Annotated in this window: 21 protein-coding genes; 13 read left to right on the forward strand and 8 right to left on the reverse strand. The window is 61.9% G+C overall.

Going from position 1 to position 23,530, the window contains the following annotated elements; translation table 11 throughout:
- The first annotated feature begins 31 nt into the window (after positions 1-31).
- Positions 32-1,285, forward strand: a complete 1,254-nt coding sequence (locus D6858_RS12680) for an MgtC/SapB family protein (RefSeq protein ID WP_120111118.1) — start codon at positions 32-34, stop codon at positions 1,283-1,285.
- A 27-nt stretch (positions 1,286-1,312) separates the two neighbouring features.
- Here the strand turns inward: D6858_RS12680 and topA are convergent, their stop codons facing one another.
- The 4 genes from topA to plsY form a co-directional block, all read right to left on the reverse strand.
- Positions 1,313-3,880: a type I DNA topoisomerase gene (topA, locus tag D6858_RS12685; protein ID WP_120111121.1), complete on the reverse strand. Its 2,568-nt coding sequence runs from the start codon at positions 3,878-3,880 to the stop codon at positions 1,313-1,315.
- Positions 3,881-3,965: 85 nt separating this feature from the next.
- Positions 3,966-4,688, reverse strand: coding sequence for a hypothetical protein (locus D6858_RS12690; protein WP_120111124.1), 723 nt, complete (start codon positions 4,686-4,688; stop codon positions 3,966-3,968).
- Positions 4,689-4,706: 18 nt separating this feature from the next.
- Entirely contained in the window at positions 4,707-5,810 is a 1,104-nt protein-coding gene (gene dprA, locus D6858_RS12695) for a DNA-processing protein DprA (RefSeq protein WP_120111127.1), read from the reverse strand.
- The gene (plsY, locus tag D6858_RS16150) at positions 5,807-6,394 is read right to left on the reverse strand and encodes a glycerol-3-phosphate 1-O-acyltransferase PlsY (protein ID WP_120111130.1); all 588 of its coding nucleotides are present in this window, start codon (positions 6,392-6,394) and stop codon (positions 5,807-5,809) included. Before plsY ends, dprA begins: the two co-directional genes overlap by 4 nt.
- Positions 6,395-6,543: 149 nt before the next feature.
- Here plsY and murI point away from each other — a divergent pair, with 149 nt between their 5' ends.
- The 3 genes from murI to D6858_RS12715 all read left to right on the forward strand — a co-directional run bounded on the left by murI (position 6,544) and on the right by D6858_RS12715 (position 10,996).
- Positions 6,544-7,338 (forward strand): glutamate racemase, encoded by a 795-nt coding sequence (murI, locus tag D6858_RS12705; RefSeq protein ID WP_120111133.1) that lies wholly within the window; start codon positions 6,544-6,546, stop codon positions 7,336-7,338.
- A gap of 121 nt (positions 7,339-7,459) precedes the next feature.
- Complete coding sequence (hemA, locus tag D6858_RS12710) at positions 7,460-8,680, forward strand: 5-aminolevulinate synthase (RefSeq protein WP_120111280.1); 1,221 nt, start codon at positions 7,460-7,462, stop codon at positions 8,678-8,680.
- A 123-nt stretch (positions 8,681-8,803) separates the two neighbouring features.
- Positions 8,804-10,996, forward strand: coding sequence for a putative bifunctional diguanylate cyclase/phosphodiesterase (locus D6858_RS12715; RefSeq protein ID WP_120111135.1), 2,193 nt, complete (start codon positions 8,804-8,806; stop codon positions 10,994-10,996).
- 135 nt (positions 10,997-11,131) lie between these two features.
- Here the strand turns inward: D6858_RS12715 and D6858_RS12720 are convergent, their stop codons facing one another.
- Positions 11,132-12,337 carry an alanine racemase gene (locus tag D6858_RS12720; RefSeq protein WP_120111137.1) on the reverse strand — a complete coding sequence of 402 codons (1,206 nt, stop codon included), beginning with the start codon at positions 12,335-12,337 and terminating at the stop codon, positions 11,132-11,134.
- 221 nt (positions 12,338-12,558) lie between these two features.
- On the opposite strand from D6858_RS12720, the gene D6858_RS12725 reads away from it, so the two are divergent.
- A complete protein-coding gene (locus tag D6858_RS12725) occupies positions 12,559-14,265 on the forward strand; it encodes a GGDEF domain-containing protein (protein WP_120111140.1) in 1,707 nt (568 codons plus the stop codon).
- A 6-nt stretch (positions 14,266-14,271) separates the two neighbouring features.
- Here D6858_RS12725 and D6858_RS12730 read toward each other — a convergent pair whose 3' ends face one another.
- Positions 14,272-15,447: a carboxynorspermidine decarboxylase gene (locus D6858_RS12730; protein ID WP_120111143.1), complete on the reverse strand. Its 1,176-nt coding sequence runs from the start codon at positions 15,445-15,447 to the stop codon at positions 14,272-14,274.
- Positions 15,448-15,772: 325 nt separating this feature from the next.
- Here D6858_RS12730 and D6858_RS12735 point away from each other — a divergent pair, with 325 nt between their 5' ends.
- Entirely contained in the window at positions 15,773-16,228 is a 456-nt protein-coding gene (locus tag D6858_RS12735; protein ID WP_120111145.1) for a GxxExxY protein, read from the forward strand.
- Between the two features lie 156 nt (positions 16,229-16,384).
- Here the strand turns inward: D6858_RS12735 and D6858_RS12740 are convergent, their stop codons facing one another.
- Positions 16,385-17,596 (reverse strand): saccharopine dehydrogenase family protein, encoded by a 1,212-nt coding sequence (locus D6858_RS12740; protein ID WP_120111148.1) that lies wholly within the window; start codon positions 17,594-17,596, stop codon positions 16,385-16,387.
- 255 nt (positions 17,597-17,851) lie between these two features.
- Between D6858_RS12740 and D6858_RS12745 the strand changes: the two genes are divergently transcribed.
- The 7 genes from D6858_RS12745 (at position 17,852) to D6858_RS12775 (ending at position 22,440) form a co-directional block, all read left to right on the forward strand.
- The gene (locus tag D6858_RS12745; protein WP_240623839.1) at positions 17,852-18,865 is read left to right on the forward strand and encodes a threonine ammonia-lyase; all 1,014 of its coding nucleotides are present in this window, start codon (positions 17,852-17,854) and stop codon (positions 18,863-18,865) included.
- A 72-nt stretch (positions 18,866-18,937) separates the two neighbouring features.
- Positions 18,938-20,155, forward strand: a complete 1,218-nt coding sequence (locus tag D6858_RS12750; RefSeq protein ID WP_120111151.1) for a BtaA family protein — start codon at positions 18,938-18,940, stop codon at positions 20,153-20,155.
- Positions 20,155-20,805, forward strand: a complete 651-nt coding sequence (locus D6858_RS12755; protein ID WP_240623840.1) for a class I SAM-dependent methyltransferase — start codon at positions 20,155-20,157, stop codon at positions 20,803-20,805. The genes D6858_RS12750 and D6858_RS12755 overlap by 1 nt, the downstream gene beginning before the upstream one ends.
- A 97-nt stretch (positions 20,806-20,902) precedes the next feature.
- Positions 20,903-21,349: an MAPEG family protein gene (locus D6858_RS12760; RefSeq protein WP_120111288.1), complete on the forward strand. Its 447-nt coding sequence runs from the start codon at positions 20,903-20,905 to the stop codon at positions 21,347-21,349.
- On the forward strand, positions 21,346-21,789 hold the full coding sequence (locus D6858_RS12765; RefSeq protein WP_205664943.1) for an MAPEG family protein: 444 nt from the start codon (positions 21,346-21,348) through the stop codon (positions 21,787-21,789). Before D6858_RS12760 ends, D6858_RS12765 begins: the two co-directional genes overlap by 4 nt.
- 128 nt (positions 21,790-21,917) lie before the next feature.
- Positions 21,918-22,118, forward strand: coding sequence for a hypothetical protein (locus tag D6858_RS12770; RefSeq protein ID WP_120111153.1), 201 nt, complete (start codon positions 21,918-21,920; stop codon positions 22,116-22,118).
- 28 nt (positions 22,119-22,146) lie between these two features.
- Entirely contained in the window at positions 22,147-22,440 is a 294-nt protein-coding gene (locus D6858_RS12775; RefSeq protein ID WP_120111156.1) for a hypothetical protein, read from the forward strand.
- An 87-nt stretch (positions 22,441-22,527) separates the two neighbouring features.
- Here the strand turns inward: D6858_RS12775 and trxB are convergent, their stop codons facing one another.
- Positions 22,528-23,502 (reverse strand): thioredoxin-disulfide reductase, encoded by a 975-nt coding sequence (gene trxB / locus D6858_RS12780; protein WP_120111159.1) that lies wholly within the window; start codon positions 23,500-23,502, stop codon positions 22,528-22,530.
- Positions 23,503-23,530 lie beyond the last annotated feature (28 nt).

Here is a 23,530-nt window from a genome sequence, read left to right on the forward strand (position 1 = left end):
TGGCAGGCCAAAACCGCGTTGCTAATCTGAAATGAACTTCGATCAGCAAATCCTGAATGTCGGTGCCGCCTTCGCAGCGGGCCTGCTGATCGGGATAGAGCGCGGTTGGAAACTGCGCGACGAGCCCGATGGGATGCGCGTTGCGGGAATACGCACATTCACACTGCTGGGCCTGCTCACCGGTATCGCGGGTCTGATGGCGCAAGGCAGCCTTGCCCTTGCCGGGGGCGCTCTGCTCATCGGGTCCATCGGCATCGTGCTGATCGGATATGCCCGTGCCGTGGATCGCGAGGGCAAACCCGATGCCACCACATCGGTCGCGGCACTGGTCACTATCGCCCTCGGTTTTGCCGCCGGGGCGGGATATCCGGCGCTAGCCATCGCCGGGTCCACGATCATGACGCTTACGCTGGCGCTTCGCACGGAATTGCATGGCATTCTCCGGCGGCTGGACGAAGCGGATATAAAGGCATTGGCCCGATACGCGGTGATTGCCGGTGCGGTTTACCCGTTTTTGCCGGACCGGCGTTACGGGCCATATGACGCGTGGGATCCGCATACACTGTGGCTGGTCGTCATCGCCGTCACAGGGTTTTCATTCGTCGGATATGTCGCCAATCGCCTGTTCGGTGCCAGACGCGGGACCATCGCGACGGCGATTATCGGGGGTGCCTACAGTTCGACGGCAGTCACTTACTCGTTCGCTCAGCGGCTTGGCGCGGGCAATGGCGGCGGGGCCGAGAATGCCGGGATCGTGCTTGCCAGCACAGTGATGTATCTGCGCGTTCTGATATTAGTCGGCGCGATCGCGACGCCGCTGCTGGTGCCCTTCGCAATGCTTGTCATTCCGCCGATGCTGGCGACGCTGGCGATCAGTCTGCTGCTCTATCGCCGGGCACAGCCCAATAGCCAGCCGGTCCTGCCCGGCAATCCGATTGCCATGCTGCCTGCATTTACGTTCGTTGCGTTCGTCGCAATCGCCGCAGTCGTCGCCCGTTGGGGAGAAAGCCAGTTCGGGGAACAGGGGATTGCCGTTCTGCTGCTGTTGATGGGCACGATGGATGTCGACGCGGCCATCGTCACCGCTGGCGGGTTTGAACCCGGGGCGATCACACCCGCCCTCGCAGCGCTGGCGCTGGCCGGGACGATCTTTGCCAATATGGCGGTGAAGCTGGGCGCGACCATCGCTTATGGCGGGCGTCAGGCGAAGCCCGCCGTGCTCGCCCTGTCAACCAGCATGGCGGTACTTGCGGGGAGCCTCGCGGTGGGCTGGTTCCGGCTGTAACCTCCGGGCGCACCACGTTGGCGGCGGCTACTCGTCAGCCTTTGCTTTCTTGGCGGGAGCCTTCTTCTTGGCCGGTGCTTTCTTCTTCGCAGGGGCCTTCTTTTTTGCAGCCTTCTTCTTGGTCGTACCCTTTGCGGCGCGCGCGTCGATCAGCTCGACGGCCTGCGCTTCGGTTACGTCTTCCGGTTTCACATCCTTGGGGATGGTCGCGTTGGTCGTGCCATCGGTGACATAAGGGCCATAGCGGCCCGGCATCACCTTGATTTCCCCGCCGCTGGTGGGGTGAGTGCCGAGTGTCTTGATCGGCTCCGCCTTGGCACGCGTACCGCCCTTGCGGTTGGCCGCTTCGGCCAGCAGAGCGACCGCCGCGTTCATGCCGGTTTCGAACACATCGCGGGTGCCCGCCAGTTTGGCATATTTGCCATCGTGGCGCAGGTATGGCCCGTAACGCCCTATATTCGCTTCGATATCTTTGCCCGTTTCGGGATGCTGCCCAACGATGCGCGGCAGTTCCAGCAGCTTGATCGCCCATTCCAGATCGAAATCGGGCAAGTCCTTGGGGATCGAGGCGCGCTTGGCCTCCTTGCCTTCGCCCATCTGGATATAGGGGCCGAACCGACCGGTCTTGCGATGGATTTCCTCACCCGTCTCGGGGTGTTTGCCGAGGATGCCGTCTTCCTCGCCACTGTCGCCATCGCCGCCCGGCTGCGCGAAGCGGCGGGTGAACTTGCATTCGGGATAGTTGGCGCAGGCGACGAACGCACCATAGCGCCCGCCACGCAGCGCCAGACGCCCCCCTTCGCGCCCTTCCTGTTCGCATAGCGGGCAAGTGCGCGGGTCTTTTCCGTCGCCGCGGGGAGGAAACAGATAGTCGGAGAGGTATTCGTCCAGCACTTCGGTTACTTCCGAAGGCTTGCGCTCCATCACTTCGTCGGTTTTCGGTTTGAAATCGCGCCAGAACCCTTCCAGCAACGCCTTCCATTCCTCACGCCCGCCGGACACCTCATCCAGCTCGTCTTCCATCCCGGCGGTAAAGTCGTAGGCGACGTAGCGTTCGAAGAACCGTTCGAGGAATGCCGTCAACAACCGGCCCGATTCCTCTGCAAAGAAACGGTTTTTCTCCATCCGCACATAGTCGCGGTCGCGCAGGGTCTGGATAGTGGAGGCGTATGTCGAAGGCCGCCCGATGCCGAGTTCTTCCAGTCGCTTCACCAGACTCGCTTCGGAAAAGCGCGGCGGTGGCTGCGTGAAGTGCTGTGTGGCATCGACGCCGTTCTTGTGCGGTACATCGCCCTGCCGCATCATCGGCAGCAGGCCATCGTCGTCATCTTCGGACTTCTGATCGCGTCCTTCCTCGTAAACCGCCAGGAAGCCGGGGAATTTCACCACCTGCCCGGTGGCGCGCAGTTCGTGACGCCCGGTGCCGTCACGCATCGTCACAGTCGTGCGTTCGAGATTGGCCGCAGCCATCTGGCTGGCCATCGCCCGTTTGAAGATCAGGTCGTACAGCTTCGCTTCGTCCCCCGAAGCGGCGCGGTCGCTACCGAAATCGGTGGGACGGATCGCCTCGTGCGCTTCCTGCGCGTTCTTGGCCTTGGTTTGATAGATGCACGGCTTTTCAGGCAGGTAATGCCCGGAATAACGATCGCTGATCGCCTTGCGCGCGGCAGAAATGGCGCTGCCATCCATCTGCACACCATCGGTACGCATATAAGTGATCGCACCCGCTTCGTAGAGCGATTGGGCGCAGCGCATCGTGTGGCTGGCGGAAAAGCCCAGCTTGCGGGCCGCTTCCTGCTGCAAGGTGGAGGTAGTGAACGGCGGCGCCGGATTGCGCTTGAGCGGCTTCGTCTCGACATCCTCAACCGTGAAGCGGCCTTCCTCGACCGCTTTCTGCGCGGCCTTGGCAGTGCCCTCGTCCCCGATGCTCAGCCGGTCGAGCTTCTTGCCGTCGAACATGACCATGCGCGCATCGAAGGCCGTGCCATCGTGCTGCATATGCGCGACGACCGACCAGTATTCCTGCGGCACGAACGCTTCGATTTCGCGCTCGCGCTCGACAATCAGGCGCAGCGCCACCGATTGCACGCGCCCCGCGCTCTTGGCGCCGGGCAGCTTGCGCCACAGCACCGGGCTGAGCGTAAAGCCAAACAGGTAATCGAGCGCACGGCGAGCGAGATAGGCGTCGATCAGATCCTGATCGAGCGCGCGCGGTTTTTCCATCGCGCCGGTCACCGCAGCCTTGGTAATCGCATTGAACGTCACCCGTTCGACATCGGCGGGCAGCGCCTTGCGCTTCTTCAGCAGGTCCATCACGTGCCAGCTGATCGCCTCCCCCTCGCGATCGGGGTCGGTCGCGAGGATCAGGCGGTCGGCCTTCTTTGCCGCATCGGCAATGGCCTTCACCTGATCGCGGTTACGCTTGTCGGCATAGACTTCCCAGTCCATCGCGAAATCTTCGTCCGGCCGCACACTGCCATCTTTGGGCGGCAGATCGCGGACGTGGCCGTATGAGGCGAGAACCTTGTAATCCTTGCCGAGGTATTTCTCGATGGTTTTCGCCTTGGCCGGCGATTCGACGATAACGAGTTGCATAGGGAAAGCAGTCGGTCCTTACGTGTGTACGTGTATGTACGCGCGAGGGTGGCGGCAGGTTTCGCGGTTCGTCAAGCGGGTTGCATCAGGTAAAGACATCGCTGACTTCCTTGCTGCGGTCGCTGACCAGCAGATACACCGAAACGCCCAGTGCAGTCGTTAGCACCGAGGCAAGTGGTTCGACGAACTTCGCAATCATCTCGGCGCCTCGATCCATGCCGGTCGCACTGAAGATGCCAACAAAGAAAGCTATCGCGACGGCATAGCCAATCATCAGCAAGACTCCGGCAAAAAAGATCGGCCAACTGTGCCCTCGTGTAGCTTCCCAGCTTGCGCTCAGGCTATCGATCGGGCCTTCGTTCGAACCCACCAAGAAACCGCTGGATGCGATCCAGCGTACTGCGATGATAATGCCAGGCACGATGAAAAGAAGAAATCCCAGCACCGTTCCGATCGTCGAAACAATGCTCATCCCGATATAGGCCCAGAAACGGTTGCGGGAATCGACGGCAGCACCTCGCTCAAAAAGGAACGTCTTTACAAGCAGATATCCGCCGATGACCGATGCAATCCAGGCGGCAAACTGCAACAGGGCAGACACAATCCCATCATCGGCGGAATAGATGAAACCACTGCGGAAACCGAAGAACACATCCGTTTCCGCCCCATTCAAATCAGTGAACACCCCCGCAGCCCCCAGCGCCCCCACCACCACGAAATATATCGCAGCCGCTCTGGCGCCCGCCGACAGTGTCTCCACCGTTTGGCTGAGAATATCGGCAAAACCGATTTGTCTGTCTGCGCTCATCAATACCCCCGTTCCCATTCAATCACTAATCGACACCCGCCCGCCTGCATGCCGCTCCAGCCGTCCGGCGATTTCCAGTTCCAGCAAGGCAAGCTGCACTGCCGCGCCGCTGCCGCCAGACTGGCGGATCAGTTCGTCCACCGCAACCGGTGCACTGGTCAGCAGCGTGGCGATATCTGCTGGTTCGGCGGCCGCCAGATCGTCGCTATCGTCGAAACGAAAAGCGGACACCGTATCGCGGAAGGAAGATCGCGGCAGACCGTCGAAACCGCTCAACAACTCGATCGCATCGTCAGCCGATTGCACCAGCACAGCGCCATCGCGGATCAGTTGGTTGCATCCCTGACTGCGGGCATCCAGCGGGCTGCCGGGGATCGCCATCACTTCGCGCCCGGCCTCCCCCGCCAGCCGCGCGGTGATGAGACTGCCCGATTTGGGCGCGGCCTCTACCACCAGAGTTCCGGAGGCAAGCCCGGCGATAATGCGATTGCGGCTGGGAAAATGGCTGCCACGCGGCTCTGTCCCCGGCGGCTGTTCGGCCAGCAGCAGGCCATCGCAGGCGATCCGTTCCTGCAGATCAGCGTGTTGCGGCGGATAGGCAATGTCGATCCCGCTGGCGATCACACCAATGGTCGCGGGGAAAGCCCCCTCGTGCGCCGCCCCGTCGATCCCCCGCGCCAGCCCGGAAACGATCGTAAAACCCCGCGCGGCCAGCGCAGCGGCGAATTCGCGCGCCAGTTTGACTGCAGCGGCAGAGGCATTGCGCGCGCCGACCATCGCGACACACGGGCGCGAAGCCAGCGCCAGATCGCCGCTCCAGGTCAGGATCGGCGGCGCGCCGGGCGTTTCGGCCAGCAGCGCGGGATAACCCGGCTGATCGTGAAACAGATACCGCGCCCCCGCCTTGCGGACAGCGGCGATTTCTTCTGCGATCCGTTCAGCCGGTGCCGCCCGATAAGCGCGCCCGCCCCGCGCCCCCAGTTCGGGCAAAGCCGCCACCGCCGCTTCACCAGAGCCATAGCGGCGCAGCAACTGTGCGTAACTGACCGGGCCGATATTGGGGGATCGCAGCAGGCGGATACGGGCAAATGCCTCCGCCTGCGACAACGGGCTGTCGCTCACTTCTTGCTGCCGACTTTCGGTTCTTCGCCGCGCATCAGACGGCCGATGTTGGCGCGGTGCAGCCACAGGACAAGCACGGCGATCAGCCCCAGCGGCACCACGTATTGCGGATATCCCAGCAACGCCGCGGCAATTACAGCGGCAACCACCGCGCTCATCCCTGCGACAGAACTGATCCGCAGCACACCGAGCACACCCAGCCAGACCAGCGCGTAGGCCAGCCCGATGGGCCATCCCAGCCCGAAGCTGACGCCCGCATTGGTCGCCACACCCTTGCCACCCTTGAAACCCAGCCAGACGGGGAAACAGTGCCCCAGCACCGCCGCCACCGCCGCCACACCTTCGCTGCCGGGCCACATCGTTTTGGCGATCAGAACCGGGGCCAGCCCCTTGGCCAGATCCATCAGCAGTGTCGCGGCGGCCACGCCTTTGTTGCCGGTCCGCAGGACATTGGTTGCGCCGATATTGCCGCTGCCGATATTCCGCACATCGCCCAGCCCGGCCATCCGCGCCAGCAACAGGCCAAACGGGATCGAACCCAGCACATAGCCCAGCACCGCCGCGTAGATCGTTTCGATAGTCATAACTGCCCCCTGGCCGTGCCTCTTTCCTGTCGCCCGCGCTTGTGGTCGGCGCGCAGTGTACTTAAACGCTCAGCCGCCTGCCACAACAGGGATTGTCGCTTCGCACCGGTTCGTGGAATGCAAGTCTCGCTGCTACGGAGTTTCTTTTCTTGACCGCCGATCCCGCCGCCCCGATCCTGCTGTTCGATTCCGGTGTCGGCGGGCTGACCGTGCTGGCCGAACTGCGGAAAGCATTGCCCCAAGCCCCGGTGATATACGCCGCCGATACGGCTGGCCTGCCCTATGGCGAGAAGACGGAGGCGCAGATTGCCGCGCGGGTGGCGGGTCTGCTTGGCCGGATGAGCGAGCGGTTTCGCCCGCGCCTTGCCACTATCGCCTGCAACACCGCCAGCACGATTGCGCTGGGCATGGTACGCGAAGTGCTCAACATCCCGATTGTCGGCACGGTCCCAGCGATCAAGCCCGCCGCCGCGATGACGCGCAGCGGAACGATCGGCCTGCTCGGCACCCATGCGACCATCCGGCAGGGATATGTCGACCGACTCGAAGCGGAATTTGCCGCCGACAAGCGGCTGCTGCGGTTCGGCGCGCCGGGACTGGTTGCCGCGGCAGAGGCCAAATTGCGCGGGCAGGCTTTCGATCCGGGTGCCATTTCCGAGGCGGTGGCAGGTCTGCGCGATCAGCCCGGTGGGGCGGAGATCGACACCGTGGTGCTCGCCTGCACCCACTTCCCGTTGCTGACCGAAGAACTGGCGGCTGCATTCGGGCCGCAGGTGCGCTTTATCGACGGAGCCGCCGGGATTGCCCGCCGCATCGCCAGCCTTACGCAAGGGCAAGCCTTTGCCCGCGACACCGCCGATCACGCGGTATTCACCGCCGCGCCGGACCCTGCGCTGGCCCCTGCCCTGTCCCGTTACGACATAGAAGCCGCCGCCCTGCTCTAAACGCGAACGGTTCGCAAAGATCGCTGTGGCATAATCGAACCAACAAGCGTAACCGGCTGATCGCATTCGGCCGGTGACGGGACCGGCGCAGGCTTGGACAGTGTCAGTGACTATCGGGCAAGTGAATTACAATCAGATCTTCGATCAGGCGATCGATCGCCTCCATTCCGAAGGTCGCTACCGCGTCTTCATCGACATCCTGCGTAACAAGGGTGCATTTCCCAATGCGCGCTGTTTCCACGGACATAACGGGCCGAAACCGGTCACCGTCTGGTGTTCCAACGACTATCTCGCGATGGGGCAGCATCCCAAAGTGATCGCCGCTATGGAAGAGGCGCTGCACGATGTCGGCGCCGGATCGGGCGGCACCCGCAATATCGGCGGCAACACCCATTATCACGTCGATCTGGAAAACGAACTGGCGGACCTGCACGGCAAGGAAGCCGCACTGCTGTTCACCAGCGGCTATGTCTCCAACGATGCGACGCTGTCCACGCTGGCCAAGCTGTTGCCGGGCTGTGTGATCTTTTCCGACGAACTCAATCACGCCAGCATGATCGCGGGCATTCGCAATTCCGGCTGTGAAAAGCGGGTGTGGCGGCACAACGATGTCGCCCATCTGGAAGAATTGCTGGCCGCGGAAGATCCCGAAACGCCCAAGCTGATCGCGTTCGAAAGCGTCTATTCGATGGATGCCGATATCGCGCCGGTCCACGCGATCTGCGATCTGGCGGACAAGTACAACGCGCTGACTTATATCGACGAAGTGCACGCCGTGGGCATGTATGGCGAACGTGGCGGCGGGATCACCGAACGCGACGAAGCCGCTCACCGGATCGATATTATCGAAGGTACGCTGGGCAAGGCGTTCGGCGTCATGGGCGGCTATATCGCGGCGGATCGCAAGATCATCGACGTGATCCGTTCCTACGCGCCGGGCTTTATCTTCACCACCTCGCTCAGCCCTGTGCTGGTGGCCGGGGTGCTGGCATCGGTGCGCCACCTCAAATCGTCGAGCGCGGAGCGTGACGGGCAGCAGGCAGCGGCGCAGCGGCTGAAAGACCTGATGCGCGAATCCGGGCTGCCGGTGATGGACAGCACCACCCATATCGTGCCGCTGATGGTGGGCGATCCGGTGAAAGCCAAGCGGATCAGCGACATCCTGCTGGCGGAATACGGCGTCTATGTTCAGCCCATCAATTTCCCGACCGTACCGCGCGGGACAGAGCGTTTACGCTTCACCCCCGGCCCGGCTCACTCGGAAGAGATGATGCGCGAACTGGTGGCCGCGCTGGTGGAAATCTGGGATCGGCTCGACATGGAACTGCGCGAGGCGGCCTGACGGAACAGCACCCGTCAGGGCGCGCATGCAAACCTGATTTAGTCAGATTTAAACCATTATACAGCACAGTATTCTGCGCGTTCCCGGAATTCCCGCGAACGATAGACTGGATATGCGGAAACGGTGCGAAAGCTGCTGAAGGGATTTTCCGGGGCGCAACCCCTTGTCGATGACCGTCCGGTCACCGCCGATAGCCTGCGCCTCGCGGTGCTCGACGATTTTGAACAGACCGACATCGCGTGGATCTGGTCTTCGGATAGCGATAACGTCCTCAGCTATCTCTCGCCCGGCGCGGCAGACAGGCTGGGCATCCCCCTGCCTTCGCTGCTGGGCCAACCACTGACGGCATTGTTCGAAACCGACCCGCAAGACCCGGACGACCGTGCAGGCCGCCCGCTCGGCTTCCAGCTCAATGCCCGGAACAAGCTGTCGTCTGTCATCGTGCGTTGTTCGCTCGATCAGGTGAAGGAAGCCGGCAAGACGGTATGGCTGTCGCTTTCCGCCCAGCCCCGGATCGATGCCGAGGGGAATTTCCACGGCTATCGCGGTCTGGCGACCGACGTATCGGTCGAATATCAGCGCAAAGTGGAGGATTCCCGGCTTGCCGAATTCGACTCCCTCACCGGGCTGTACAACCGCCATCGGATGACCCGGCGCCTCGACAGCGTTCTGGCGGCGTACAAAGCGGCAAAGCGCAGTTGTGCGCTGATGATGCTCGATCTGGACCGGTTCAAGCAAGTCAACGACACGATGGGCCATCCTGCGGGCGACGATCTGTTGCAACAGGTCGCTGCACGATTGCGTAATGTCATTGGCGATCGCGGCGAGATCGGCCGTCTGGGTGGCGACGAATTCCAGATCATCCTGCCCGATCTGGACGATCGCGGCAAATTGGGCGAGCTGGCGGACAAAGTGATCCAGATCGTTTCGCAGTCTTATGCCATCGACGATAAGCGGGCGATCATTGGCACATCGGTCGGCGTTGCCATCGCCCCTTACGACGGGCTGGAAACCGAAGAGCTGGTCCGCGCATCCGATCTCGCGCTCTATGCCGCCAAGAATGACGGGCGCGGCCAGTTCCGGTTCTATTCCGCCGACTTGCGCGATGAAGAACACGAGCGCCAGCTCTTGCTCGACGATCTGCGCGAGGCGCTCGACGCGGACGAATTGCAATTGCACTACCAGCCGGTCGTACGGATCGCAGACAGCCATGTCGTGGGCATGGAAGCGCTGATGCGCTGGGAACACGAGGAACGCGGCTGGGTCAGCCCGGCGACATTTATCCCTGTGGCGGAAGAAACCAGCCTGATTTCATCGTTAGGCGAATGGGCGCTGCATCAGGCCTGCCGCGACGCGATGGAGTGGCCCGAGACGGTGCGCGTCGCAGTAATCGTGTCGCCCCGTCAGTTCATCGCCAACGGCTTCGTCGAACAGGTTGCCGGTGCCATCGCCGCCAGCGGGATCGATCCCGACCGGCTGGAGCTGGAGTTGACCGAAAGCGTCTTCATGGGCGACACCGAAGCGACCGAGGCCACTTTCAGCCGCCTGAAGGACATCGGAGTGCGTCTGGCGCTCGACGATTTCGGCACCGGCTATTCCTCGCTCAGCTATCTGCGCTCCGCCCCGTTCGACAAGCTCAAGGTCGATAAAAGCTTTGTCGACTCGTGCACGATGAAGGATCAGAACAGCGAAAAGATCATCACCGCGATCATCGGCCTGTCGAAAGCCCTGGGCATGGAAACCACCGTCGAAGGGGTGGAGGCGTTCGATCAGCTCAATGTCGTGAAACAGAAAGGCGCCACGCTGGTTCAGGGCTGGCTCTATGCCAAGGCGATGCCGCAAGCGGCGGTGCTGCAACACATCGATTCCGGCGAATTCAGGATCGAACCAAGCGGGCCAGACAAACACCGCCCGGACCGGCGCGCGATGTTCCGGCGCATCGGCCTGATCCACGAAGACTATCGCTATGAAGCGGTGATCCGCGACCTGTCCACCACCGGGGCTTTTATCGAAGGGCTGGTCGGCGTGCCTGTCGGCACCCCTCTGGTGCTCGATCTGGGGGCCGGGCAACTGGTGGTATGCGAAGTGACCCGGTCGGAAGGGGCGCAGATCGGCGTGGAATTCGAAACCCCGCTGGTCAACGATGGCGCGGGCGGCCTGTGCACCCGGCACCGCGTCAGCCCCTATGCCCTCGCCGCTGCCGGGATGCCGCTGGGGGTATTGCCGCAAGGCAGCTATCCATTGGAACAGCTCCACGGCGGCCCGAAGAGTCAGCCGCAATTTATGCAGGTGCAGGTCGGCAAGGCAGGCCGCTGATCGGGAAAACCCGATGGGCAGCGGCTGCCACGCTCAACGAACGCAGAAGCGTGGCGGAAGCGGCGCGGTTCGCCGGTTTGCCATGCGGCTGGCAATGCAGGAACAGAGCCCCGGCAGGAACCGGGGCGCCATGCCTTATCGCAGGCTCACTACGTTGTCGCTCGCGCGCGGGTCGGCGCGGTCGCCGCGGTAAAGGCTGCTCATCGGTTCGTCTTCGACAACGTATTGATCGGCATTGCCGAAACCGTTGAAGCCAGTCTTCATCGCCGCGCCATAGGCACCGAGCATACCGATTTCGATATAATCGCCCGCCTGAATGTCTTCCGGCAACATAAAGGGGCCCTTCATGAAATCGGCATCGTCGCAGGTGGGGCCATAGAACGAGAATTCGGCCACCGGCTGCGTCAGATCGTCTTCCAGCGCGTTGACGGGAAAACGCCATTCGATATGCGCGGCATCGAACAACGCGCCATAGGCACCGTCATTGATGAACAGTTCTTCGCCCCGGCGTTTTTCCACACGAACGACCAGCGATGAATATTCGGCGCACAGCGCACGGCCGGGTTCGCACCACAATTCGGCGTTGTAAGCGATCGGCAAAGCTTCGAAGTGGCGGAATATCACCGAGAAGTAATCTTCCAGCGGGGGCGGTTCCATGCCCGGATATTCGCTGGGGAAGCCCCCGCCGACATCGACCACGTCGATCACCACCGACGCTTCCGCCACAGCGGCGCGCACGCGTTCCAGCGCCTGAACATAGGCAAACGGCGTCATCGCCTGACTGCCGACATGGAAACACACGCCCAGCCAGTCGCAATGCTGGCGGGTCTGCTGCAACAGCGCGGCGGCATCGGCCAGATCGACCCCGAATTTCGAAGCGAGGCTGAGTTCCGAATATTCGCTCGACACGCGCAGGCGGACCAGCAGGCGCAGATCGCCCGGCGGTGTGCCATCGGCATCGGAACAGGCGGAAACGATTTTCTCCAGCTCTTCGACCGTATCGAGGCTGAAAGTGCGGACGCCATGCACGTTATACGCTTCGGCAATCGCCTTCGCCGTTTTGACGGGGTGCATGAAGCACAGCGTCGCATCGGGCAAAGTCTGCCGCACCAGACGCACTTCAGCGATCGACGCCACATCGAAATGGCTGATTCCGTTCGCCCACAGCACGCGCAGCAGTTCAGGCGAAGGATTCGCCTTCACCGCATAGAGCGACTTGCCCGGAAACTTCTCCGCAAAGAAGTGGGCAGCGCGCGCAGCAGCGTGCGGACGGTTGAGAATAACCGGCTCATCCGGCGAAATGTCGTGAACTACAGACCGAGCGTCAGGATAGATGTGCAATTCAAGGGACCCCCAAACGGTAAGTTTGAACGAGGCTGCCTTGCGGTCAGGAAGTCCCCTTGGGGCAGCGGAGGGCGCATATAATCGGCCAGCGATGAATCGCAAGTGAAAATGCCATCGCAGTTAAACAACCCGCAGTGAGACGAAACGTGCCACAGCCCAGAGGTTTGGAGGGTACTGACATTAAACAGTATTCAATAGTTTGAGCGTATCAGGCCGCTATGGTGAGACGCATAGCAACTCTGACAGCGGTCATACTGGCGTTTCTCGCCACACTGGCAATCGTCTCGCCAGCCAGCGCGCATTCGCTGTTCGGTCAGTCATGCAGCCTCGCATCAGACACACCCCTCACCCTCGCAGAAGCCCGTGCCAGCGGGGGATGGCATTGCCCGGCACAGCGCAGCGACGTGAAAACACGGCATGCCTGGGTACGCATTTCGTCTGCTCAAATGCCAGCCGGCACGGTCGACCTGCAAAGCGATTCGATGGCATCGGACGGGATGACAATCGCCACGATCGGGCACGACGGCAAAGTGCACGCAACCCATTACACCCCCACTGCAATCGCTCACCACTGGATTGCGGGAACCCGGTTTTCGATCCCTCTGCCGCTGGAAACGAAAGATATCGATTCGGTTTACATGCGAATCGACAATCCCATCGGTCCGCAAGTCGCCACCAGTATATTCGCCGCCCCACGCGACACTGTCGCATCGGAACGGCTTGTGCTGTCGGTCATGCTGGCATTTCTGACCGGCATGGTGGCAATCGTTGCGATTCACAGCCTGGTTATGTCGATCGCCATGCGGAGCCGGTTTGCGTTCTACAACTTTATCGGACTGGGCATGCTGATGATCTACACGATCTCGTCCAGTTCGCTGATATTCCTGATATTTCCTAATCTGGAACTATGGCCCCGCACGACAATTTCATACGCTGCGGTGGCCATTTCGATCAGTATGCTGGGACCGTTCCTGCTGAACTTTCTCGAACCGGGAATGATTACCCCCCGCATGCGGCGCCTGATCGTGTTGACGGCTTCTATCGCCTTTGCGGCAAGTCTGATCGCACCGCTTGCGTGGCTGACCGGCTGGTCGCTGCGCGGAATTTATCACCTGTTGTTCTTACCGGGCATCGTGATCGGCACTATCGCTATCCGCGAGGCGTGGCGCAAAGGCAGTGTGATGGCGCGGGCTTTCACATATGCGTGGATCGTGCTGACCATCGTCGCTGTCGAACGCATTGCCCGCTCCTTCGACCTATCGCCGCTCGATTATTCGGCCGATACAGCATTCTATATCGCGATGGCCGGCGAAGGAATCGCCATGTCGATAGCGATTGCGTGGCGCTTCAACAGCGTCAAACACGAACGCGACGAGGCTTTACGGCGTGGCTCCGAACTGGCTGAAGTCGCGTCGAGAGATTCGCTGACCGGTCTGTTCAACCGCCGCGATTTCGATTCGCGGCGCTGGCGCAAATCGGATGTGCTGGCCATCGTCGATCTGGATCGGTTCAAGACGATCAACGACCGCCACGGCCACCTGGTGGGCGACGAAGTATTGCGCGCAGTGGGCAAGGCGCTGGCGGACTGCGTCTCCGCCGGACAAATCCTGCGCGCCTGGCGTCTGGGTGGGGAGGAATTCGCTGTCGCGATCGATGCAGCATCCATCGATGCCGCTGCGATCGCGCTCAACGTTGTGCGCGAACGGATCGCTGCGGAGGCGCGATCCGCCGTTCCGCAAGTGCAGGAAACCATCACCGCCAGCGCAGGAATGGCCTCTATCGGCAAGGAAGGGATGCGGCAGGCCTATCGCACAGCCGACGCCGCATTGTACCACGCCAAGGCCAGCGGACGCGACCGGCTATGTTACGATGTCGGCAGTCATACGATGGCGACGATCTTCCCCCGCCCCCGCGCCGCGGCCTGACGGCAATCAGCTCAGCCGGTTGCGGAAATCCTCGTAATCGAAGCTTTTCACGAGATCGAGCTGATCGCTCTCGCTGTCCCACAACCATATCGACGGCAATTGCACACCGTTGAAAGTGTTGGTCTTCACCATCGAATAATGCGCCTGATCGAGGAATGCGATCCTCTGCCCCGGCTCCGCCGGAACCGGCAGCGAATAATCGCCAATCACGTCCCCTGCCAGACACGATGGCCCGCCCAGCCGGATCGGTTCCCCTTCCCCGGCGCGTTCGCGCAACATCGCCGGGCGATAAGGTGCCTCGATCACATCGGGCATATGACAGGTCGCGGAAATGTCGGTGATCGCGAAGGGCACATCGTTCACCCCTGAATCGAGAATCGTGCCGACCAGTATCCCCGCATCAAGCGCTACGGCTTCGCCGGGTTCGAGGTAGATTTCAGCGCCGGTGTCTTCCTTCGCATCGCGCAGGAATTCGATCAGCTCTTCGCGCTGGTAATCGGCGCGGGTGATATGGTGCCCGCCGCCCATGTTGATCCATTTGAGCTGCCCGAACCACGGCTCTATCGCGTCGAACACTTTGTCCCACGTGGCCTGCAATGGTTCCAGATCCTGTTCGCACAGATTGTGGAAGTGGATGCCATCGACCCCTTCCATCATTTCCGGCGTGAGCTGATCGATGGGAAAGCCCAGCCGACTGCCGGGGCTGGAGGGATCGTAACGCGGCACTTCGCCGGTCGGCACCCTGGGATTGACCCGCAGACCGATTTCGAAATCACCGGAGGTGAGCCGCGCCTGTTCCAGAATCATCTTCGCCCGCTCTATCTGGACCGGATTGTTGAAAATGACATGGTCCGACAGGCGGCAGATTTCTTCCAGCTCGTCAGGCTTGTATGCGGGGGAATACGTAGTGATTTCGCCATCGTAGAACTCGCTGGCGAGCCGCGCTTCCCACAGGCCGCTGGCGCATACGCCGTCGAGGTATTCACCGATAACCGGCGCGACCGACCACATTGAAAATGCCTTCAGCGCAGACAGAACCTTGATATCCGCCGCATCGCGAATGTCGGCCAGTACCTGACAATTCGCCCGCAGTTTCGCCGCATCGACTACAAATGCCGGGGTATTCACGCGATCGAGATCGAATTGCGCGAATGCGCCGGGATCGCCAGCTTTGGTTTCCATGATTTCCCTTTCCGCGCACCAGCGTGCAGCGGGCCTTTAACTTACCGGGCGGCGGCTTGCCACCGGGGAATGTGGGAATGGGGGCAGGCGAGGTTTGGGTTCACACGAAGGCACGAAGAAACGAAGGGAACAGGGAACGAAGGGAGAAGGGGAGTGGGTGGTTGCGTTTTTGACCGCCACCAGCCTCCCTCTCGCGGCAGCATTCCATAATACTGCCCTGACGGGCAGGCACCGAAATAGAAAACTATTCCCATCATCTTCGTTACTTAGTGTCTTCGTGTAAAAACAAATAGAAACCAAAAAGAAAATATGAAACCAACCAGAGATGAACCCCGAACATCTCGAAAATATCACTTCAAAAGTAATCAATTGCGGATTCCACATCCATTGCGAACTCGGCCCCGGACTGCTCGAATCGGCATACGAAGCGATTATGGAGGCCGCAATTCGTCAGGCCGGTCTGGAGGTAGAGCGGCAGGTATCCGTGCCGCTCAAATACCGCGGGGTGTCGGTCGATCATGCGTTTCGCATCGACCTGCTGGTTGAACGGACGTTGATCGTCGAACTCAAATCGATCGAACGGCTGGCACCGGTTCATGGGAAACAGGTGCTTACCTACTTGCGCCTGATGGACTTGCCGCTGGGGCTGCTGATGAATTTCGGTCAGGCGACATTTAAGGAAGGTCTGCGGCGGGTGGCGAATAATTACTTTGGCCCTTTCGGGGGTTTGGGCGATGGGTTGGGTTCACACGAAGACACTAAGGCACAAAGGAGACTTTGAGCGAGCTGGTGCAATTGCGACTGCCGTTGGCAAAGTGCGCGCGGCAGCATTCAAAATATTGCCCTGCGGGCGGACACCCGGCCAACAGCGCAGGCCTCCCATAGCCCCCATCATCTTCGTTTCTTCGTGCCTTCGTGTGAACAACCCCAGCCGACCTCAAAAAGAAACCGGCCCCTCCAGCTCCTCAACCGTCCAGGGCAGGCCCTGCGTGTTGAGCATATCCATGAAGGGATCGGGGTCCATCTGTTCCATGTTGAACACGCCCTGCCCGCTCCACTTGCCCTGCACCACCATCGCGCTGCCGATCATCGCCGGAACGCCGGTGGTGTAGCTGACAGCCTGATTGCCGGTTTCCTCATAAGCGGCCTCGTGACTGCAGATATTCTTGATGTAGAACGTCTTTTCACCCGATCCGTCAATCGCCTCGCCAGTGGCGATCACACCGATGTTGGTGTTGCCCTTGGTCGTCTCGCCCAGCGTTTCGGGCTTGGGCAGCACAGCGGCGAGGAATTGCAGCGGAATGATATCCTTGCCCTGATATTTCACCGGGTCGATCCGGGTCATCCCGACATTCTGTAACACCGTGAGGTGTTTGATATATTCGTCCCCGAAGGTCATCCAGAAGCGCGCACGCTCCAGCTCCGGGTTGAAGCGGGCGAGGCTCTCCAGTTCTTCATGGTACATCATGTACATGTTCTTGGGGCCGACTGCCTCGAAGTCGAATTCGACCTTCTTGCCCATCGCCGGGGTCTCGACAAATTCGCCGTTTTCCCAGTGGCGGGCGGGCGCGGTCACTTCGCGGATGTTGATTTCCGGGTTGAAGTTGGTGGCAAAGGCCTGACCATGATCGCCACCGTTGCAATCGAGAATGTCGAGCTGGCGGATGGTTTTCAGCTTATGCTTCTTCAGCCACATGGTGAACACGCTGGTGACACCCGGATCGAACCCGCTGCCCAGCAGCGCCATCAGCCCGGCATCTTTAAACCGGTCGTGATAGGCCCACTGCCACTTGTATTCGAACTTCGCTTCGTCCTTCGGTTCATAATTCGCGGTGTCGAGATAGCTGACCCCGGCGGCAAGGCAGGCGTCCATGATCGGCAGATCCTGATACGGCAGCGCCAGATTGACCACCAGACTGGGTCCGATCTTGCGGATCAGGTTGGTCATCGCCGGAACTTCTTCGGCGTCGATTTCATAGGTCGCGATATCCTGCCCGGTGCGCTGTTTCACGCTGGCGGCGATGGCATCGCATTTCGCCTTGGTCCGGCTGGCAAGATGTATCTCAGTGAAAATACCGGCGTTCATCGCCATTTTGTGCACGCAGACCGAGCTGACCCCGCCCGCGCCGATTACCAGGACTTTCGACATAAATGCTCCAATCACTTTACCGGTGTGGCGGTGGCATGGCCCCCGCGCCTTCGAATGATCCGCTCCATAGTGGAATGCAGGAGAGAGACAATATGATCCGAAAACGCTTTCCTACAGCGCCGCCATCGGTATCCATGCGGCAGATGAGCCGCCACCGCCCTTCCCCGCCATTTGGCCCGCTTGCTATAGAGCGGATTGCCGCCGCGCGGCGGGCCCTGACTTTTTTGACCCAGGACTGTGTAACATCCGGTCCATGTGTTCTCTGACAGCGACGAACTGAGCCCTGAATTGACCGCCACAACCCCCACTCCGAATCGCCTCCCCACCCGCGATGGCGTGCTGCGCGCCGCCGCGAAAATCGCGCAAGTCCTGCCGCCCACGCCGCTGTTGCCGGTAGTGATCGATGGGATACGGCTGCACGTGAAGGCAGATAGTCTGCAACCGGTGGGCGCGTTCAAGATTCGCGGCGCATGGCACCGGCTGACCGATCTGAGCGCGGAAGAGCGGGCGCGTGGGGTTATCGCTCTGTCGAGCGGCAACCACGCGCAAGGCGTGGCGTGGGCCGCGCGCGAGCTGGGCATCGCGGCGACTATCGTGATGCCGGTCGATGCCCCGCAGACCAAGCTGGACGCGACCCGTGCGCTGGGCGCCGAAGTCGTGCTCTACGACCGCCCCGGCGGGGAAGATCGCGATGCGATTGCCGGGGCTCTGGCGGCGGAGCGTGGCTGTGTGCTGGTGCACGCCTATGCCGATCCGTGGGTGATCGAAGGGCAAGGCAGCGCCGGGATCGAAATCGCCGCGCAACTGGGCCGCGAGCCATCGCGCCTCATCATGCCTTGCGGCGGTGGCGGATTAACCGGCGGGCTGGCGCTGGCATGTCCCGATGCGGAGATATACCCGGTAGAACCGGAGGGGTGGGACGATGTCCGCCTCAGCCTGGCAGCGGGAGAGATCCTGCGGGTGCCCGCCGATGCCCCGCCCACTGCATGTGACGCGCTGCAAACTCCGTGGACCGCGCCGATCAACTTCGCGATCCTGCAACAGCGGGCCCAGCCCGGCTCTGTCGCCACCCCGGCGCAAGTGCGCGCGGCGCAACGCTTCGCGTTCGAACGGCTGCGGCTGGTGATTGAACCGGGCGGCGCGGTGGCGCTGGCCGCCGCGCTGGCGGGCACGGTGCCGGTCGATGAAGGCACCGTCATCATGCTGACCGGCGGCAACACCGACCGTGCCGCTTTCGCCAGAGTGCTGATGGACGACGAAAGCGCCTGATCGCGCGCAGACCGTCACACGCCAGTCACCTGAGCGCCGTATTGCCCGCCCGTCAACCGATGGGGACTGGATATGGCGACGAAGCCGAAGCGGGTAATCGACGATGCCGTCGTCCGCCAGGAAGCGGGCACGAAGGACAAGCTGCTCGACCGGGCATTTGCCTTCGCATTCAAGGGGTTGGTCTATGCCCAGATCTGGGAAGACCCGGTGGTGGACATGGCGGGGCTGGATATCCGGCCCGACAGCCGCGTGGTGACCATCGCCAGCGGCAGTTGCAACGTGCTGTCCTACCTCACCGCCGATCCGGCGCAGATCGTGGCACTCGATCTCAACCGCGGGCATATCGCTCTGGGGCATCTGAAGCTGGCGGCGGCGAAGCATCTACCCGGCTACGAACGGTTCCGCCGGTTCTGCGGCGATGCCGATCACCTGGAAAACGTCGCCCTCTATCACGCGCATATCGCCCCGCACCTCGATAGCGAGAGCCGCAAGTACTGGGAACGGCGCGACATTTCGGGGCGTAAACGGATCGCCCATTTCAGCCGGGGGATCTACCGGCAAGGTTTGCTGGGCCGGTTCATCGGCCTGTCGCACCTGATGGCGAAGCTCTATCGCATCGATCTGGAGGCGATCCTCGATGCGCCCACGCTGGAAGATCAGCGGACCGCGTTCGAGGCCACGCTGGCCCCGGTGTTCGACCGCAAGTTCATCCGCTGGCTGACCAATCAGCCCGCATCGCTGTTCGGGCTTGGCATCCCGCCCGCGCAGTTCACGCATCTGGCGGGGGACGAGCGCATGGCCGAAGTGCTGCGGCGGCGGCTGGAAAAGCTGGCCTGCGACTTCGCCGTGGCCGACAACTACTTCGCATGGCAGGCCTTCGGTCGCGGATACGGCAAAGGGGAAGATGCGCCGGTGCCGCCCTATCTCGAACGGCGCAACTATGCCGCGGTGCGCGACCGGGCCGACCGGGTCAGCCTGCGCCGCACCAGCTATACCGATTTCCTGAAGGGGGAGCCGGACAGCAGCCTCGACCGCTATATCCTGCTCGACGCGCAGGACTGGATGAACCCGGTGCAACTGACCGAGTTGTGGCGCGAAATCACCCGCACTGCCCGCCCCGGCGCGCGGGTGCTGTTCCGCACTTCGGCAGAGCCTGACCTGCTGCCGGGCCGGGTGGACGATGCCGTGCTGTCGCAATGGGATTACCGCGCGCAGCAATCCGCCGACCTCACCCGCCGCGACCGCTCCTCCATCTATGGCGGGGTGCATCTCTACGTGTTGCGCGGCTGATGGCGTCGGTACAACCTCAACGGCGCGATCATGCCGCGCTGATGGACTCGGTCTATCGCGGGCAGCGGCATATCTACGACTTCACCCGCAAGTACTACCTGTTCGGGCGCGACCGGCTGATCGACGGGCTGGACTGTGCGCCTGGGGATCGCGTGCTGGAGGTGGCCTGCGGCACTGGGCGCAATCTGGCGCTGATCCGGCGGCGGTGGCCCGGTGTGCGGCTGCACGGGTTCGATATCTCTGGCGAGATGCTCAAGAACGCATCTGCCCGAATGGGCCGCTACGTCCAACTGGCGCAAGGCGATGCCTGCGACTTCACCCCGATGGCGCTGTTCGGGCAGGATGGGTTCGAGCGGGTGATCGTGTCCTACTCGCTATCGATGATCCCGGACTGGCAAAGCGCGCTGGCGCAGGCTGCGGAGGCGCTATCGCCCACAGGATCGCTCCATGTCGTCGATTTCGGCAGTCTGGAGCGGATGCCTGCGATGGGTGCGGCAGGGCTGCGCGGATGGCTGAGGCGGTTCCATGTCACACCGAGGGGTGACTTGCCCGAAGTCTCGCTCGCCATTGCCCGCCGCTACGGCCTCGAATGCACGATTGGCGACGGACCGCTGAGCTATTACCGCACGGTACGCCTGCAACGCCGCTGACCGACAACCCTCCCCCGACCCCGCACGTTTGGTTGCAATTGACAACGGCATTGCCCTCGCGCAGTCTCCACAGAGGGGATCGATGGAGGGAGAACCTATGCAGGCACAGATGCTCGCGCCCGCCGCCGTACTGGTGGTGTGGACGCTGATAATGCTCGGTTGGGCCGCGATGCTGCGGATACCGGCACTGAAGAAGATCGGCGGTCTGGCCAAGGCGCCACCCGGTGGCCGGGGGCAGGATCTGGAAGGGGTGCTCGACCCGAAGATCAACTGGAAGTCGCATAACTACAGCCACCTCGTCGAACAACCGACGGTGTTCTATCCCACGGTCGTGATCCTGGCGATGATGGGCGCAACCGGGCTGGATGTGACGCTGGCGTGGATCTACGTCGCACTGCGTATCGCGCATTCGCTGTGGCAGGCGATGGTCAATGTCGTCGCGGTGCGGTTTGTGATCTTCTTCGCCTCCACCCTCGTTCTGCTGACCCTCGCGATCCGCGCGGTGATGCTGACACTGTTCGCTCAGTCGGGAGTAGTCGGATGATCGGGATGGATATTCTCAAACCGATGGTCGCGCTGATGGCGTGGACGATGGTGATGTGGGTGTGGATGTATGTCACCCGCATCCCCGCTATCAACAAGATGGAAGGGCGGAACGCCCCCGGCGCCGATGTGGGCTGGACCAGCGCGAAACTGGAAAGTGCGCTGCCACCCTCCGCCCAGTGGAAAGCCCATAACTACAACCATCTGCACGAAGCGCCGACGGTGTTCTATGCGGTTTGTCTGGTGCTGGCGGTGATCGGTCAGGGATCGGGCATCAACGCCACGATCGCATGGATCTATGTCGGGTTGCGGGTGGCACATTCGATCTGGCAGGCAACAGTCAATCGGGTGATGGTACGCTTCGCTCTGTTCACGCTTTCCATGCTGGCGCTGATCGCGCTGATCCTGCACGCGGGAATGGCGGTGTTCGGCCTCGTCTGACGCTGGCCGAACGCGACCCGCAGGAAGAAACGGTTGAATTGTGGCTCTCAGCCGATAAGCTGAACTAACCGACGTCAGCCACGCCCAAACCCTGTCCGGGGGATCGGGCCAGACGAAACGGGGGGACCATGCGTAAACCGCTTCGCGCGAATGTCGCGCCAGCTACGCTGATGCCTGCAAACAATGCGCTTGCAGGCATAACCGATCATTCGCCGCGACAGGCGATTGCAAAGACCCTGCGCGAATGCCGCCGGACTGTTTCCGCTCTGGCCGCGCTTTCCCCCACCATCAGCCACCATTTCCCGGTCACCGCGTGTGCCCGGTCCTAACGGTTTCAACACAGCAAGGAGTAGTCAGTTGAAGAAACTCGCATTGATCGCAGCCGCTATCGTACCTTTCGCCATTCTGGCAGGATGCGGATCGTCCGGCGGATGTTCCGGAGTAAGTGTGGAGCCGAAATACGGGCTGTTCTCCGGCGTGAAAGTCACCAACACTACCGACGAACAGAAGCTGGTGGAGCTTGTCATCCTGCGCGCAGACGGCAGCGAAGTGGCCACGCAGACCATTCCCGTGCCCGCCAAAGACATTGTCGAACAGGGTATTTCCAGCCTGTCGGAAGACTTCAAGGTAGAGGCGAAGTCCTGCACCTGAACCCGATAAACCAAAGGCGCGGCCCCGTGTGGACCGCGCCTCTGGTTTGCCACAAAGCGAGGTAGCGCTGTCGCCTGACAGGCGGACCTATTCCGCCGCCTGCGTTTCGCCTTTCGCGAATTCCAGCGTCGCGAGGAACCGCTCCGCGTCGAGCGCGGCCATGCAGCCGGTGCCCGCCGCCGTCACAGCCTGACGATACGTGTGGTCCATCACGTCCCCGCACGCGAACACGCCGGGGATCGCGGTCTTGGGCGTGCCCGGCTCGACCACGATATAGCCGCCGGCATCAAGCTCCAGCTTGCCCTTGAACAGTTCGGTCGACGGCGCGTGGCCGATGGCGACAAACGCCCCGTCGGCGGCAAAATCGCTGGTTTCGCCGGTGACGGTATCCTTCAGCGACAGATGCGTCAGCCCGCCTGCCAGCGGATCGCCTTCGAAGCTTTCGACAACCTTGTTCCACAAGACCTTGATCTTGGGATTCTTGAACAGGCGTTCCTGCAGGATGCGTTCGGAGCGCAGTTCGTCGCGCCGATGGATCAGGGTGACATCGTCCGAATGGTTGGTGAGGTACAGCGCCTCTTCCACAGCGGTGTTGCCGCCACCGATCACCGCCACTTTCTTGCCGCGATAGAAGAACCCGTCGCACGTGGCGCAGGCGCTGACGCCCTTGCCGCCCAGTTCCTGTTCACCCGGAACGCCCAGCCAGCGGGCCTGCGCGCCGGTGGCGATCACCAGCGTTTCGCCTTCGTAGATATCGCCGCTGTCACCCGTCGCACGGAAAGGCGAGCCATTGGACAGGTCGATGTCGACGATTGTGTCCCACATCATCCGCGTGCCGACATGTTCGGCCTGCGCCTGCATTTCCTGCATCAGCCACGGCCCCTGGATCACATCCTTGAAGCCGGGATAGTTTTCGACATCGGTGGTGATGGTCAGTTGCCCGCCGGGTTGCAGACCCTGCACCACGATCGGTTCCATCATCGCCCGCGCCCCGTAAATCGCGGCGGACAGGCCCGCCGGGCCGGAACCGATAATCAGCATACGGGTTTTGTGAACGGTCATCGCAGGTCTTCTCTCAGCTATTGGGCCG

Origin of the sequence: Tsuneonella suprasediminis, assembly GCF_003605755.1 — a bacterium.
In the GTDB taxonomy this organism is placed as follows: domain Bacteria; phylum Pseudomonadota; class Alphaproteobacteria; order Sphingomonadales; family Sphingomonadaceae; genus Tsuneonella; species Tsuneonella suprasediminis.

What these genes read in the sequence shown, in the direction of transcription:
- D6858_RS12760 (WP_120111288.1), top strand. Translation starts at nt 20,903, where the DNA reads ATGCAGGCACAGATGCTCGCGCCCGCCGCCGTACTGGTGGTGTGGACG.
- plsY (WP_120111130.1), bottom strand. Translation starts at nt 6,394, where the DNA reads ATGACTATCGAAACGATCTACGCGGCGGTGCTGGGCTATGTGCTGGGT.
- D6858_RS12730 (WP_120111143.1), bottom strand. Translation starts at nt 15,447, where the DNA reads ATGGAAACCAAAGCTGGCGATCCCGGCGCATTCGCGCAATTCGATCTC.
- D6858_RS12765 (WP_205664943.1), top strand. Translation starts at nt 21,346, where the DNA reads ATGATCGGGATGGATATTCTCAAACCGATGGTCGCGCTGATGGCGTGG.
- D6858_RS12770 (WP_120111153.1), top strand. Translation starts at nt 21,918, where the DNA reads ATGCGTAAACCGCTTCGCGCGAATGTCGCGCCAGCTACGCTGATGCCT.
- D6858_RS12735 (WP_120111145.1), top strand. Translation starts at nt 15,773, where the DNA reads ATGAACCCCGAACATCTCGAAAATATCACTTCAAAAGTAATCAATTGC.
- trxB (WP_120111159.1), bottom strand. Translation starts at nt 23,502, where the DNA reads ATGACCGTTCACAAAACCCGTATGCTGATTATCGGTTCCGGCCCGGCG.
- D6858_RS12750 (WP_120111151.1), top strand. Translation starts at nt 18,938, where the DNA reads ATGGCGACGAAGCCGAAGCGGGTAATCGACGATGCCGTCGTCCGCCAG.
- topA (WP_120111121.1), bottom strand. Translation starts at nt 3,880, where the DNA reads ATGCAACTCGTTATCGTCGAATCGCCGGCCAAGGCGAAAACCATCGAG.
- D6858_RS12740 (WP_120111148.1), bottom strand. Translation starts at nt 17,596, where the DNA reads ATGTCGAAAGTCCTGGTAATCGGCGCGGGCGGGGTCAGCTCGGTCTGC.
- D6858_RS12755 (WP_240623840.1), top strand. Translation starts at nt 20,155, where the DNA reads ATGGCGTCGGTACAACCTCAACGGCGCGATCATGCCGCGCTGATGGAC.
- D6858_RS12680 (WP_120111118.1), top strand. Translation starts at nt 32, where the DNA reads ATGAACTTCGATCAGCAAATCCTGAATGTCGGTGCCGCCTTCGCAGCG.
- D6858_RS12725 (WP_120111140.1), top strand. Translation starts at nt 12,559, where the DNA reads ATGGTGAGACGCATAGCAACTCTGACAGCGGTCATACTGGCGTTTCTC.
- D6858_RS12690 (WP_120111124.1), bottom strand. Translation starts at nt 4,688, where the DNA reads ATGAGCGCAGACAGACAAATCGGTTTTGCCGATATTCTCAGCCAAACG.